Origin of the sequence: Deminuibacter soli (assembly GCF_003412455.1) — a bacterium.
Classification (GTDB): domain Bacteria; phylum Bacteroidota; class Bacteroidia; order Chitinophagales; family Chitinophagaceae; genus Deminuibacter; species Deminuibacter soli.
The window spans coordinates 82,379-96,319 of the sequence record NZ_QTJU01000009.1; the positions used below are offsets into that span (position 1 = coordinate 82,379).

The following is a 13,941-nucleotide window of genomic DNA, read 5'->3' on the forward strand; positions in this document are numbered from 1 at the left end:
GTTATTCCACGGGGTGTTTATTGAGATAGCATATTAAACAACAAGTAATGTTTTACGTAAGCGAGATAATAACAACAGCACCAGCAACCTGTAAAAATGAATTGCAGCAACTAACCTATGCTGCACTGAATAAGCTGGAAATACCATTTGAACGTGTAGATACCGATGACGCTATTTCTATGGAAGACTGTATCCTGATCGACGAAAAGCTTAGCATGAAAACAGTGAAAACACTTTTCCTGTGCAACCGGCAGCAAACACAGTTCTACCTGTACATAACCGTTGCCGATAAGCCTTTCAGCTCAAAAGATTTCAGCAAGATCATGGGTGTATCGCGCCTCTCCTTTGCACCGGAAAACCTGCTGCTGCAGAAGCTGGGCGTAAAGATTGGCGCCGCCACCATTTTCGGCGTACTGCTCGATCCGGATCATGAAATAAAAGTAGTGATTGATAAAGCCATACTGCAGGAAGAATGGTACGGCTGCAGCGATGGCACAACAACCGGCTATATGAAAGTAAAAACAACCGCTATCGTTAATGACTTTCTACATTACGCCAACCACAAGCCGGTAATAATTGAGATGGATCTACCCTTTTTGTGATCTTTGTGGGTTTTCACTTTGTGTTTCTTTGTGGTAAAAAGCATAACATTTAACTAAACAACCTCCAGTTTCCCTCAGAGATAACCACTAGTTTGTCGCCATCTATTTTTATCGCAGTCTGGTCGTCAATTGCGTAAGATGGCATGGGAAGTGTAGCCGCCAGTTGTTCCAGTTTGTCCATCGCATTGTCCGGGAACCCTTCATAATCCAGGTGCGGATGCAGGGCAAAGTCAAACCACCCCAGCGATTTGGGCGTATCAGCCGGCAATGTATGGTGCCCATACGTTGTTCCGAAGCTGGTCATCACCATACTTCCTGCACTTAGGCCCACGTAAACAGTCTTGCTGAGCAGTGAAGGCAACAGATCTGCCAGCCCCGTTTGCCGCATCCAGTAAGTCAGGTACTGGCAATCGCCGCCACCCACCAGCAACGCGTCGGCTTCCCTAAGTTTGTTCAGCCAAATCGATTGCTGAATACCGGGCAGCGCCGTAAGTTCCAGTATTCCTAACGATTGCCATCCCATATCACAGAAAGGATCACCCAGCGTTCCGCAAATCACCTTTTGTGCGATCGTCGCCCCCTCGGGCAACGCATATATCGCCGTAGGTATAAAAAGGGCATTCGCATCGGCAACGGGCTTACCCATCAGCTCAACCAGTGCATGATGGATACTTGTATTACTGATACCGGCAGAAGTAAGCAGCAGCTTCATAATTTACTGTTTTACGATAACGCAGCCTGCTCAATATCCTTTCAGCAGGCCACATTGCGAAAATGAACCAATAAAGCTAATCGTGCAAGGGGTACACGCGACATAATAAAGGGGCAATTGCGCAAGTGGCTTGCGATCGCAGCTTGTTTTTATAGTAACGCGTAACATGGTTTATTGTGGGAAATAATTGATATAGTCCGGAAAAATTCGTTTTGATGACTTGGAGTTCGAACACCCCGCGTTAATGAAGCGGTAAAGCTGATATACAGTGTGAGCAAGGGTTTGCCACCAAATAAAAAAGGACAAAACAGCGATCTTGCTGTTTTGTCCTCTCAAGTCGGGATGACAGGATTCGAACCTGCGGCCTCGTCGTCCCGAACGACGCGCGCTACCGGGCTGCGCTACATCCCGTGGGGCAACAAATGTAAAAAGCAGGCTCGATTTTACAAAAAACAGCAGGCATTTCTTTTTGAAAATGAACGCCTGTACAGGATCTACATTACTTATCCTGATTCAGCTCCCTGCTTGCTGCAATCACTTCCCTATTAATGGCTTTTACCCGGCTTACGTCCATCTTCTCCACCATCCTGTCGTAGGTAAGCAGTCCGTTTACCTCGTGCTCTACATCGGTGGTTTGGGTATAGATGGCAACACTAAGCCCTTTGTATTTCATCAGCTGTTCTACCTGCTGCAATAAGAGCGTGTACCGGTCGGTCAGCGCCGCTTTGGTGGGTTCAAGACTGTAGGCATTGTTTTCCACCGGCCACATATGACCACTGACGAATAAGCCCACTCCGCCAAATTCACCCAATGATGCAGCGCGGCTGGCATCCGGCACCGATGCGCCGTAAGGACCAATATAAATATGCGTATCCACGTAATCACCATTACCGGGATCGCCATAGGCTTTCTGGAAACCGGGATTGTTATTGAAACCGGAGTTGCCGTTCACCAAACGCGAAGGGTCATATTGTTTCACCCAACCGGTTATTTCTTTCACATCAAACGCACCCCAGTTTTCATTAAAGGGCACCCAGGTAATAATGCTTGGTGAATTATAGTGATCATCCATAATGTCCTTTAATTCCCTCCGGAATTGTTGCCGTACCCTGGCAGTGTCTTCGTGTTGAAACCATATGCAGGGCATGTCTTGCCAAACCAGCAGCCCCAGTTTATCGGCCCAGTAATAAAAACGTTGCGGCTCTGTTTTCATGTGTTTCCGCACAAGGTTAAAGCCTGCTTTTTTGGCAAACAGCAGGTCTGATTTAAGCGCTTCATCAGTTGGCGCAGTAAGCACACCATCAGGCCAATAGCCCTGGTCAAGCAATCCCAGCTGCATCAGGAACCGGCCGTTCAGCATGGGCCTTACCACGTTGTTTAGTTTACCAAGACTGATGCTGCGCATACCAAAATAACTATTCACCTTGTCGGCAACTGATCCGTCTTTGCGATAAAGGGTCAGCTGCAGATCGTACAAAAACGGATCGTCTGGTGTCCACAACTTTGGATGTGTTACCGGCAGGTAAAAGTCAGCGCCTGTTGTGCCGTTAACGGTAGCCACTACCTTACCATTTATTAAAGCAGTAGCGGTGACTTTGGTTACGGCAGCACTGTTAATCCGCAACTTTAACCGTTGCGCATCCACTTCAGGCAACAGGCGGATATTGCTGATATAAGCCTGGTCAACAGGCTCCATCCATACCGTTTGCCAGATGCCCGAAGAAAATTCGTAATCTCCGCGCGGACCATTTTTGCCGGAAGGCATTCTGCCATCATTGGCATCATGTGCTGCTACCACGATGGTATCCACACCGCCACTTAAATAAGGCGTGATGTTTACTTCAAAGCCATCATAACCACCTGCGTGCGTGCCAGCCTGCTGCCCGTTTACAAACACCGTGGCATCATGATCTACTGCACCGAAATGTACAATTACCTGCCTGCCTTTCCATGCTGCAGGTACTTTCAGCGTACGGCGATACCACATGTTTGTTTCCTGTTTCCGCCGGATGCCGGAGAGATACGATTCAGGACAATATGGAACAATTATCTCGTCATGCTTATTACCAAAAGCAGCAGGCACAACCGGGTTAAGCGCATCCGGCGCGTTGGCACCGCCCAGGTAATCCCAGCGCCCGTTCAAACACATCCACTCGCTTCTTCGCAGCTGCGGCCTGGGATATTCTGCAAGCGGCACTGTTGCCTGGTGTGCAGCTGCCGTCCATGGCGTAGGCAAAACCGCCTGCTGTGCATGCAGGCTCGTACTGCCCTGGCACAGCATGCCTGCGAGCAACAGGTATTTCCATAGTTTGTTGCCTGTGATCCTTACCTGCCTTGTGTTTGATATACCAGCACAGCCCGAAGCGAATGGCCGTACTTCCGGTTGAACGCGATAATACTTCATAAATTGAAAAATAACATTTTGTCCCAACAAACCAACCTGTACTGTCTGTAACAGCATGAACATGTTAATGATAAAAAAAATCCCCCCGGCTGAGCCGGGGGGATTTTTTTACAGTTGCCTGATTTTTATATTTCTCCATTCGCTGGAGCCCGGGTGTTGCTGCAAGGCAATTTTGCCTTTGGCTACCTTGGCGAAATCTGCGAAAGGTGCGGCTTTGAATTTGCTGTTGGCCACCATGGCATTCCATTCGGGGCTGCCTATCTGTCCTTCAAAGGTTTTAATACCGTTGAGGATAAAAGTAAGATGGCCTTTGTCCTGGATTAAACGTACCTGGTTCCATTCACCGGCTGGCTTGGGTTTGGATACCGTGCTGTCGCCAGACATATCGTAAAGACAACCTGCCAGGTGATTCTGTTTTTTGTTGTCATCCGCCTTCAGGTTATCGAGCACCTGCATTTCGGGGCCTGTTAAATAAGTAGCACCGTATTTAGGATCTTCCTGGATGTCGAATATTATACCGCTGTTACCGCCGGGAGAGATTTTCCATTCGAGGTTGAGTTCAAAATTCTCATACACATCGTTGGTTACAATATCGCCGCCGCCTTCTTTGGGCTGTGAGGGATCAAACACCAGGTTGCCGTTTTTTACCTGCCATTTAGCACCTACTGTATCGCGCAGGTAGGTGTGCCAGCCCTGGGTGGTTTTACCGTCAAATAACAGTTTCCAGCCCTCCTTTTGTTCTTTCTTGGTAAGCGTGTTGGGTGTTTGCGCTATGGCTGCGCCGCCCAGCACAGACATTGCTGCCGCAATAACCAGTGTCTTTTTCATTCGTGTAGATTTTTGGATGTTTCCGGCCTGAAAAATAGTGCTCAAACCGTTTAGCAATCGTTAAATAAGGTGAAAATCTAAAATAAAAAGGTTTTACTGGCGGTAAGGTACACTTCTGGTGCTATAAAAAGGATGGAAAACACTACAACCGGTTACTGGTGCAGTATTTTAACTACCGGCGATGTGGTCGCCTGTTCCAATTGCGCTTTCGCTTCACTGATGATCATTGCTTGTTTGTTTTATAAGGATGAATATTATTTTTTAACCAAGGTCAACCATCGATGTGCTGATACCATAGTAAATGCCCCAGGCAACAAACAGTATCAGGAGCACAAAAATCCAGAAGGGAATACTCTGCGGTGTTTCACTGCCCACAATCAGGAAGTTCTTGGCATCCCCCTTTCCGTAAGCGTTGATCATTAACGGCACCACCCCATCTACCACAGCATCTTCTTTAATACCTTCAATTGCAATGGCCGGACCATTACGCACTTCAAACGGTATATAACGAACGCCTTCCTTGCCCGAGGGGTCGCGGCTTACTATTTTGAGCTGATGTTTGCCATCCACCAAACGGGTAGTGTCCAGTTCAAAGTTTACCGGGGACTGCAGTTCTGCCACGGGATGTATTTCGTCGTCGACGAAAATGAATATGGTACTTTTCTCTTTCATTTTTAATCATTGATTAAAACGAATTGTTTAATATGATCCTGCGATTTTTCACCCGGCTTCAGCAACCATTTTACCGAGTAAAACAGGGTTAATACAGTAATCACCACAAAACTCCATACAATCACATAATCCCAATTGCTGTCTGGCCCCGTGCCATGGGCAATGCCGCGTAACACCTTTGGCTGCTGTTTCTGGCAGGCATCACAAGCCTGTGCAGCAAACTTCAGCACCAGCATCATCAACAGTAATACATACTTTTTCATTCCGTTATTTTTTAAAAGCTATGCCGCCAATGCAATGGTTTCTACACTGCCGGCAGCAGCAATAATTGAACAGTAATGCGCTTATTTTCCTTTGGCAACCGCCTGGTCTTTCACCAATGCCATCAGTTTTTTAACATCATCGGGCGTTACCTTTTTGGCATCGTTGCCCCAGCTTGTTTTTTCATGGTTCATAATGGCGGCAATTTCTTCTGCGTCCAGGTTGTTATTGGTTCCCACAGGCGGCATGGCACCATATCCTTCCTGCATGCGGCCTGTATAACCATTCATAATAATGTTCACCATCAGCTCAGGATCGTTGTTCAGCACCACTTTACTGCCTTTCAGCGGCGGAAATGCTCCTTTCAGTCCTTCCCCGTTTTCCTGGTGGCAGCTCTGGCAATTGGTGGCATACAGTGCAGCACCATCCGGCTCATCAACAGCTCTGCCGGCTGCAGCAGCTTTTGGTTCTTTTTTATACAGGAAGGCAGGCATAGGGCGGCCATCGGGCAGCTCTACCTGTTTCAATGATTGCAGGTAAGCCACCAGCCACATGGCTTCTTTGGTAGCTACCACTTTGCCGGTTCCTTCTGCAAATGCTGCCGGTATGTTTACCACTACCGCGTTTTTGGGTGCATTGTCTATTACGTTAAACAACCAGGGGTAGGCAGGCATAATAGAAGCACTTACTACAATACGTGGATTATACAGGTGTGCCAGGTGCCAGTCAACACTGGGCTGGCGGCTGCCGATATTGGTTAAATCCGGACCGGTACGTTCTGTTCCCATCAGCGTTGCCGTGTTGCGCCAGGTATCTGTACGTTTGATGCCTGCATAGTCAGCCGCAATGCTGGGCCTTGAACCAAATGCCTTGTCCATAGCTACATTGCGCACCTGCTGTGTATGACAGGCCACACAGCCGTTGGCAATAAACACCGCTTTTCCTTTCACGGCATCCTCACTCAGCGGCACGGCACCGGGCAATGACCTGTTGATTTTTTCGTTGTTCAGGGCAGGTATAATAGCTACAAATAAGGTAAGCGTAAAGAAAAGCAGGAACGCAGCCGTGAACAGTTTTTTATGGTTGTTGAAAAATTCCATAGCATAGTTTGTAAGTGATTACAGTTTTATTTCAGCCGCTGTATAAGACTGGTTCAGTTGTTCAACCGGTGATGTTTTTATTTTGGCAACACTAACGGAAAGCATTTTATAAATATTATACGCGAAGAACAGGTGCCCCATCCACATAAGACTGCCGCCTATTGCGCGCCATAACCAGTATGGAGCCATAAACACCACGCTGTCTATAAACGGTTTGCCTTCCATCCACATTAGCCCTTTCATGGTACTGCCATACATCAGCGGAATGGTATAAAACATCAATCCCAGTAACGATAACCAGAAATGAATACCAATAGTAAGCTGTGGTGCTTCCTTACCGGTGAGCCTTGGTATTACTGCATACATGGCCGCCCACAGGAAAAATGAGATAATGCCATACATGGTTAAATGCGAGTGCGCTACCGTAAAATCGGTGAAATGCCACATCAGGTTGGTGCTTCTGAATGCTTCGGCAGTACCCTGCAATGAACCGGTAAAATAAAAGATAATGCCTGTTACAAAGAACGGCAGCGTATAACTGGAAGACAGTTTATGCCAGGCTCCTTTAAACGTCATGATAAAGTTGGTGGTGCCTGCTGCAACAGGAATCACCATACCCATACTGCCCACAATGGCCGTGGTTTGCAGCCACCAGGGAATGGAACTGAATACAAAGTGGTGCGAACCGATGAGCGTGTAAAACAATATCTGCGCCCAGAAGGCCAGTATGCCCAGGCTGTAAGAATAAATTGGCTTGTTGAGCTGCTGCGGCAGAAAATAATACACAATACCCAGCGTGAACAACATAAACCACATACCCACGCCCTGGTGCATGTAATAACCCTGTATAATGGTTTCACCCAACCCGTTCTGCCAGCTGGGCCAGTAAGCCACGAGGGAAATGACCAGTGCAAAAATTACGGCAGCAATGATGTACCAGTTGGAGATGTAAATTTCTTTGGTGGTACGCCTGGCAACGGTTTGCAGAAAGTTAGTAAGTGCAATTACCAAACCAATACCAAACAGCAACTGTACCGGCCAGATGTATTCGCGGTACTCACCACCCGCGTTGTTAATACCAGCCATTAAACAAAGGGAACCCAGTACCACCGCCGCATTGATCAGGATAAGTGTATACCAGCCTTTTTTGATACTGGCAAGCGAGGTATTGCTTACGCGCGGTACAATATAATGCCCAAGACCAAGCATGCCCAGTGAAGCCCAGCCCCAGAATACGGCATTGGTATGCACAGGACGCAGGCGGCCAAAGCTCAGCCAGCTTACATGATCTGCATCAGGCGCTACAAATTTGATACCCACATACTCGCCTACTGTTGTACCAAACAACAACCAGAAGGCAGCACAGCCAATATACCATAGTACCAGGCGCGCCAGTGCGGGATCTACTGAGGGCCTGTTAAGCCCGCTTTTCTTCTGCGCCACCACAGGCAATGCGCCATGGCTCACAATATTTTTGATGATTCCCTTGCTATCCTCAGCAGGCGTTTGCCCTGCCAGCTCGCTGTTGTTAAGCTTGTATTGCAGCGCAGTTTTGCGCCTCTCCAGCGCTTCTTCTACTGCACCGTTCTGGCTAAGGTAATCAGCAAAATCACTTGCATCTTCAGCCTCCTGCTGCCTGCGGTATTTACGCAGTATGTTCAGCAGTTTTACAATCATAATACAGGCGCCGCCGGCGATGGGAATAATAATAAGAATGAGTGTAATGATGATGCCTGATTCACCAAAGGGAAAAGCTTTTTTAGGACCAGCCTCCTGCGCCAAAGCCGGCAAGGCAGCACACATGCCTGCAAGCAGCATCAATGCAATTACAGGAACAGAGAACTTGTTCACTGGTTTGCCATTGCCTGCATGCGTTTCTTTTTCTTTCAGGTAACTGTCAATCTGGTTGGTATCGAGCGAGCTGATGTATTCATCCGCATGTTCGGTAATATACCCGGAAGACCTTTTGCTGCTGCGCTCACGCTGCATGCTGCGTACCTGTTTTGTTTTAATGTACATGTATACAACCAGTCCCAGCAAAACACCTGTTGCCACATAAAGAATAAGCAACAGGCCGGGCGTTGAAGTCAGTGAGAAGAATGCTTTGCCAGCTGCCCTGGCATGAATGGGGATCGTTGATTCGCATAGAATCACAGCAGCAGGCATTACTGCCGCTTTGAATGTTATTGGCTTTCTCATAAAATATTGCTGATTAAGTCGAGATTATCAACACACACAAACCATACTACCGCTTTAAAACCACCTGATGGACTTTTTGCGATTTCACCAGCCCCCTGGCGACTTAAATCCTTCAGAATCTTCGCGATAAAATGCTCGGGCGACATGCTCCGGGCAACCAATGGCATACAATTCACTTGTGTATACCTTACATTATACATGCAACCCTCTTTTAAAACAGCTGAACGTTATGCCTGCATTGCTTTTGAAAAACTTGCTGAAATGCGCGGTATCTTTGAAGCCCAGGCTGTAAGAGATTTGCTTGGTGCATGCATCGGAATAACTGGCCAGTCTTTTTGCTTCCAGTATAACGCGCTGCCTGATATGATAACTAGCAGTAAACCCCGTGCTCTTGCGCACCATTTCATTCAGGTAATTGGGCGTTACAGATAATTGCCTGGCATAATCAAGCACCATCTTTTTTTCCTGGAAAGATTTATCCAGCATTACCATAAACCGCTTTACCAGTTCAGTGGTTTTTGAAACCTGCTCCTGGTACACATAATCATACTGCCGCGTTAAATACACAAGAAACACTTTCAGGTAACGGCTCAGCAGCTCTGCCCTGAACAAGCCGCTGCTGTCAAACTCGCGCAATAGCCTGGCTGCAATTTCAGCCATATCGGCCGCTGCTTCTGCACCTACAATCACCGGCTGCGTACTATCGAACATTTGTGTTAAACAGGCGCGGTAATATGAATCCGCTTCCTGGTCGGCAATACCGAGAAATGCACTGCTGAACCAACTCAGCATCCCCTCCGTTGGCTGCGTACATTTTATTTTAAATGATACGCCCGGCTTTATGCAAAACACTGCATCCCGGCGGTAATCCATTTGTTTCATATCCATCCAGCAGGTACCTTCCCCCTGCTGTATCCACACAATTACATACTGGTCAGCAATGAAGTAATCTTCATCCTGTGTGGCATCAAATTCATTCAGCTGCAGTTTCTGTATCCGGAAAGGCAACCCGGGCTCACTTCTTCTTTTGGCCCCCCGTTGTATAATTTCGAAAGGTTTCATCTGAATATGCTTTGTGATCTTTATAACTCCAATTACGTGCCCCAGTTCTAACCAACTAACTTTCAACACCTTGCGCCTGGCATATGGATGCAGGAGTGACGATATATCGTACAATGCATAGACGCCGCACCGAAATTTCGTATCTTTAAAATACCGAACTGCCATTTATGCCCTTCCAGGAAACCTTGCTGCTTCAACTCAGTACTGCCATTGCTACGGTAAGGGATAAACAGCATTTACGCGAAATCATCCAGCACAGTTTAAGAGAAGCAGGTTTTAGCGATGATATATGCCTGGTGGTAAACAACCACGAACAGCAAAGACTTCGCCTCTACTTACTTACACCCAATCCCAAACGGCTTGCGCAGCCCAATTACAATAGCATTACCGGCGTTACCTATTCACCGCAGGAAGCCTTCTGGTTAAAACTGTCCAATCCCGGCGAACCAGGCCTGTTCGATGTAGATGAACTGATGCAGCAGCCAGCTGTGCCTGCTTATGTACGCTATTTTTACAACAGTGATATACGGCAGGTAATTTCCATTACCCTGCGCGATCGCAACCGTGAAATTGGCTCCCTGCTTATTTATAATGAAACCAAACAGGAATACACTCGCAGGCAGTTAATGGTGGTACAGGGCATCGGCGATCAGATTGCAACAGCAGTGGCCAACCTGCTCGCCAATGAATCTATCACACAACGCCTCAACGAAACAGAAACACTGCTTACATTAAGTCGTGATATCGCAGGCATCAGCGACAGGATGCAACTGCTACCACTGCTGCGCAGCCAACTGGAAAAAATGTCGTTCTATACCGATATTGCCATCTCTGTTATCAATGAGGATCAGGCAACCGTAAGCGGACTGCTGATTGACTGGCATAAACGCCGGCACCAACACCCGGAATACAAGCAGCACAGTGTAGCCAAACATCCTGTAAACGACGGCATACTGGATACGGTACTGCACGCAGGCGGCCCTGTAGCATTCGATCTTGAAGAAGTGATGAAATGGCCAAAAGTACCGCCCTATGCAGCTTTTATGTATAAAAACGGCATCAGGCATTTTTTATATACCGCCCTCTGGCACCAGAACCGCACCATCGGCATACTGCACCTCTGCTCTCCTGTAAAAAAAGAATTCAACGAAAGCCAGCTGCGTTTGCTGCAGGGCATGAGCAACCAGCTGGGCACCGCCATTGCCAACATACTGGTGAATGAAGACATCAGAAGAAAAGAACAGGAAAAAGCCATACTGCTTTCCATCAGTTATGATATTGCCAGGATAAGGGAAAAGAAAGACCTGATCGATGTGATCAATACAAGACTGAAAAGCCTTTTCAATTTCAATCACTGTGGCATTGGCCTGGTTGATAAAGAGCACCAGACCTACACCGCTTTCCTGCTCGATCCCAACTCGCCCAACTACCATGAGCCGGCGTTGCAGCGCGATCTGAAAAAAGGATTCCCTGTTAACGACGGCATTGTAAACATAGCACTCGAAAGCGAACAGGCGCTTGTACTGAATATAGAAGAGCTGGCACGCAACAGCCAATCGCCCAGTTATATACACCTGAACAATGCCAAAGGCATCAGGGAAATGGTATGCATGGCCCTGCGCAATGAACAGGGCAGCTTTGGCCTGTTTTTCCTGTTCGCCCAGGTTACCGGCAGCTTTACTGAAAACAATCTGGGCATTATACAGGCCGTAGGCAACCAGATATCTATTGCAGTATCCAACATACGCGCCACAGAAGAAGTGATAGAACGTGAACAGGAAAAATCCCTGCTGCTTTCTATCGGGAAAGACATCAGTATCAACATGCACCGCGACCGGTTTATCAGCATCGTATTGCAAAAACTGCGCAACCTGTTTCCACTGAAAGAATTTGTAATTGCCATATCGCCCGACAATAACCAAACGCATCACGGTTACCTGTACCATCTTACACAGGAATCAAAAGAAGCCATGTCGCAGCTGCAGCAAACTGCCCCGCGCTTCGACTTTAACGATGGAGTATACAATGTAGTACTCGCCAGTGAAAGGCCCGTTGTGTTTGACCTGGATGAACTGTGCAGCAATGGCAATGCACCGGCCTACATACATACGTTTCACAAACACGGCAGCAAGGAAGTACTGGCCATGGCGCTACGCATCAACAATAAAAGCATTGGCGGCCTTTTTATACATTTTGAAGAAAAAGGCACATTAAGTCAAAAACAGATCAACCTGTTCGAAGGCATCTGCCACCAGATCTCCATCGGAGTATCCAACATACAGGCCAATGAAGAAATACTGCGCAGGGAAAGCCAGCAATCATTCCTGTTATCTATAGGGCAGGATATCACTTCGTGCCGCAGCAAAACAGACTTGGTTAAAATTGCACAACAGGCCATGGGACGGCTGTTCCCGCTAAGGGAGCTCACCATTTGTTATATTGACGAACAAACACAAACACACAATGCCTACCTGTTGCATTTAAGCGATGACACACTGCACCACAAAGAACTGCCCGAACGTGCAGGCGAATCGTACAGCATCAACGACGGCATTTACAATTCCGTACTCACCGCCGACCAGCCTGTTATTTTCGATCTTGATGAACTTACAGCTGCAGGAAATGCGCCGCGCTATATCAGCTTTTTTCATTCTACCGGTTCCAGGCAGGCTGTAGCGCTGCCGTTGCGCATGAACAATGCCAGCATGGGCACCATTTTTATTTACATGGCAGAGAAAAATGCGTTCTCCCAGGCCAACCTGCACCTGGCACTGGGTATTGGCGCACAAATATCCATTGCCGTAAATAATTTCAGGGGCTACGATAAAATTCAAAGTCAGCTCGAAGAAATAAAACGTTACAAAACCCAGCTTGAAGAAGAAAACCAATACCTGCAGGAGCAGATAAAAACAGCCTACAACCACGCTGATGTGGTGGGCGCCAGCAAAAGCATACAGGAAGTATTTGAAGCCGTATCGCAGGTAGCACCTTCAGACAGTACGGTATTGCTGATGGGCGAAACAGGCACCGGCAAGGAACTGGTTGCACGCGCCATACACAATGCCTCGCACCGGAAAGACAAGCTGATGGTGAAAGTAAACTGTGCGGCGCTCCCCTACAGTTTAATTGAAAGCGAATTGTTCGGCCACGAAAAAGGAAGTTTTACCGGTGCCACAGAACGCCGCATCGGTAAATTTGAACTGGCCAATGAAGGCACTTTGTTTTTAGATGAGATTGGCGAAATGCCCCCGGAAACACAGGTGAAACTGCTGCGCGCTTTACAGGAAAGGGAAATTGAACGTATCGGCGGCAATACCACCATCAAGGTGAACGTGCGCATTATCGCTGCCACTAACCGCAACCTGCAGCATGAAGTAGATATGGGCAAATTCCGGGGCGACCTGTTTTACAGGCTCAATGTATTTCCCATTACCCTGCCGCCATTGCGCGAACGTAAGGAAGATATTACTTTGCTTACACAGCATTTCATCAAACGCTTTGCACAAAAAGCCGGTAAAAAAGTAAAACAGGTGGGCGCCAAACCGCTCCAGCAAATGATGCAATACAGCTGGCCCGGCAATGTGCGTGAGCTGGAACATTTGATTGAACGCAGCGTATTAATGACCACCGGCAACACCATTACCGAAATACACCTGCCACTGCCCGATAAACGGGTACCCGTTTCTTCAATGCAGCAACCACAGGAGATGGTTATAAAAAGCTTTGCCGATCATGAGCGCGATTTCATTATCAGTGTGCTCAAAAAAACAAATGGCAAAATACGCGGTACCGGCGGCGCAGCCGAACTGCTGCAACTCCCCGCCACCACCCTGCATTCAAAAATCAAAAAACTGGGAATAAAGAAAGCGCATATGTAAGCAGGGAATCGCGATTCGTCAGTGGAGCCGTCGAGAATCGAGAATCGACACCTCGAGACTATCTGAGCGGGTATTAAATTTTAGCTGTCGCCGTAGGCGATTTACACTACACAGGCTTGCAGCTCGTAGCTTGAAGCTTGCAGCTGTTTACCGTCGAGACTATCTTAGCGGGTATTAAATTTTAGCTGTCGCCATAGGCGATTTACACTGCACAAGCTTGCAG

10 protein-coding genes and 1 tRNA gene are annotated in these 13,941 nt (G+C 47.5%); 2 read left to right on the forward strand and 9 right to left on the reverse strand.

From position 1 onward, the window contains the following. Positions 1 to 47 precede the first annotated feature (47 nt). The gene (locus DXN05_RS19725) at positions 48 to 602 is read left to right on the forward strand and encodes a prolyl-tRNA synthetase associated domain-containing protein (RefSeq protein ID WP_116849016.1); all 555 of its coding nucleotides are present in this window, start codon (positions 48 to 50) and stop codon (positions 600 to 602) included. A gap of 49 nt (positions 603 to 651) precedes the next feature. Here DXN05_RS19725 and DXN05_RS19730 read toward each other — a convergent pair whose 3' ends face one another. The 9 genes from DXN05_RS19730 to DXN05_RS19775 form a co-directional block, all read right to left on the reverse strand. Next, the gene (locus DXN05_RS19730; RefSeq protein WP_116849017.1) at positions 652 to 1,314 is read right to left on the reverse strand and encodes a Type 1 glutamine amidotransferase-like domain-containing protein; all 663 of its coding nucleotides are present in this window, start codon (positions 1,312 to 1,314) and stop codon (positions 652 to 654) included. Positions 1,315 to 1,651: 337 nt separating this feature from the next. Next, positions 1,652 to 1,725: transfer RNA gene (locus DXN05_RS19735), tRNA-Pro, on the reverse strand. Between the two features lie 88 nt (positions 1,726 to 1,813). Continuing rightward, positions 1,814 to 3,718 carry a glycoside hydrolase family 2 protein gene (locus DXN05_RS19740; RefSeq protein WP_245975252.1) on the reverse strand — a complete coding sequence of 635 codons (1,905 nt, stop codon included), beginning with the start codon at positions 3,716 to 3,718 and terminating at the stop codon, positions 1,814 to 1,816. Between the two features lie 108 nt (positions 3,719 to 3,826). Beyond that, complete coding sequence (locus DXN05_RS19745; RefSeq protein ID WP_116849018.1) at positions 3,827 to 4,546, reverse strand: 3-keto-disaccharide hydrolase; 720 nt, start codon at positions 4,544 to 4,546, stop codon at positions 3,827 to 3,829. A 261-nt stretch (positions 4,547 to 4,807) separates the two neighbouring features. Beyond that, positions 4,808 to 5,218 carry a cytochrome C gene (locus tag DXN05_RS19750; protein WP_116849019.1) on the reverse strand — a complete coding sequence of 137 codons (411 nt, stop codon included), beginning with the start codon at positions 5,216 to 5,218 and terminating at the stop codon, positions 4,808 to 4,810. A gap of 2 nt (positions 5,219 to 5,220) precedes the next feature. Continuing rightward, positions 5,221 to 5,481, reverse strand: a complete 261-nt coding sequence (locus tag DXN05_RS19755) for a hypothetical protein (protein ID WP_116849020.1) — start codon at positions 5,479 to 5,481, stop codon at positions 5,221 to 5,223. An 81-nt stretch (positions 5,482 to 5,562) separates the two neighbouring features. After that, on the reverse strand, positions 5,563 to 6,579 hold the full coding sequence (locus tag DXN05_RS25315) for a cytochrome c (protein ID WP_116849021.1): 1,017 nt from the start codon (positions 6,577 to 6,579) through the stop codon (positions 5,563 to 5,565). 18 nt (positions 6,580 to 6,597) lie between these two features. Beyond that, positions 6,598 to 8,778 carry a cbb3-type cytochrome c oxidase subunit I gene (locus DXN05_RS19765; RefSeq protein ID WP_211330106.1) on the reverse strand — a complete coding sequence of 727 codons (2,181 nt, stop codon included), beginning with the start codon at positions 8,776 to 8,778 and terminating at the stop codon, positions 6,598 to 6,600. A 192-nt stretch (positions 8,779 to 8,970) separates the two neighbouring features. After that, the gene (locus tag DXN05_RS19775; protein ID WP_158559359.1) at positions 8,971 to 9,840 is read right to left on the reverse strand and encodes a helix-turn-helix domain-containing protein; all 870 of its coding nucleotides are present in this window, start codon (positions 9,838 to 9,840) and stop codon (positions 8,971 to 8,973) included. A 167-nt stretch (positions 9,841 to 10,007) separates the two neighbouring features. Here DXN05_RS19775 and DXN05_RS19780 point away from each other — a divergent pair, with 167 nt between their 5' ends. Then, the gene (locus DXN05_RS19780) at positions 10,008 to 13,718 is read left to right on the forward strand and encodes a sigma-54-dependent Fis family transcriptional regulator (protein ID WP_116849024.1); all 3,711 of its coding nucleotides are present in this window, start codon (positions 10,008 to 10,010) and stop codon (positions 13,716 to 13,718) included. Positions 13,719 to 13,941: the final 223 nt, after the last annotated feature.

What these genes read in the sequence shown, in the direction of transcription:
- DXN05_RS19765 (WP_211330106.1), bottom strand. Translation starts at nt 8,778, where the DNA reads ATGAGAAAGCCAATAACATTCAAAGCGGCAGTAATGCCTGCTGCTGTG.
- DXN05_RS19740 (WP_245975252.1), bottom strand. Translation starts at nt 3,718, where the DNA reads ATGAAGTATTATCGCGTTCAACCGGAAGTACGGCCATTCGCTTCGGGC.
- DXN05_RS19750 (WP_116849019.1), bottom strand. Translation starts at nt 5,218, where the DNA reads ATGAAAGAGAAAAGTACCATATTCATTTTCGTCGACGACGAAATACAT.
- DXN05_RS25315 (WP_116849021.1), bottom strand. Translation starts at nt 6,579, where the DNA reads ATGGAATTTTTCAACAACCATAAAAAACTGTTCACGGCTGCGTTCCTG.
- DXN05_RS19755 (WP_116849020.1), bottom strand. Translation starts at nt 5,481, where the DNA reads ATGAAAAAGTATGTATTACTGTTGATGATGCTGGTGCTGAAGTTTGCT.
- DXN05_RS19745 (WP_116849018.1), bottom strand. Translation starts at nt 4,546, where the DNA reads ATGAAAAAGACACTGGTTATTGCGGCAGCAATGTCTGTGCTGGGCGGC.
- DXN05_RS19780 (WP_116849024.1), top strand. Translation starts at nt 10,008, where the DNA reads ATGCCCTTCCAGGAAACCTTGCTGCTTCAACTCAGTACTGCCATTGCT.
- DXN05_RS19775 (WP_158559359.1), bottom strand. Translation starts at nt 9,840, where the DNA reads ATGAAACCTTTCGAAATTATACAACGGGGGGCCAAAAGAAGAAGTGAG.
- DXN05_RS19725 (WP_116849016.1), top strand. Translation starts at nt 48, where the DNA reads ATGTTTTACGTAAGCGAGATAATAACAACAGCACCAGCAACCTGTAAA.
- DXN05_RS19730 (WP_116849017.1), bottom strand. Translation starts at nt 1,314, where the DNA reads ATGAAGCTGCTGCTTACTTCTGCCGGTATCAGTAATACAAGTATCCAT.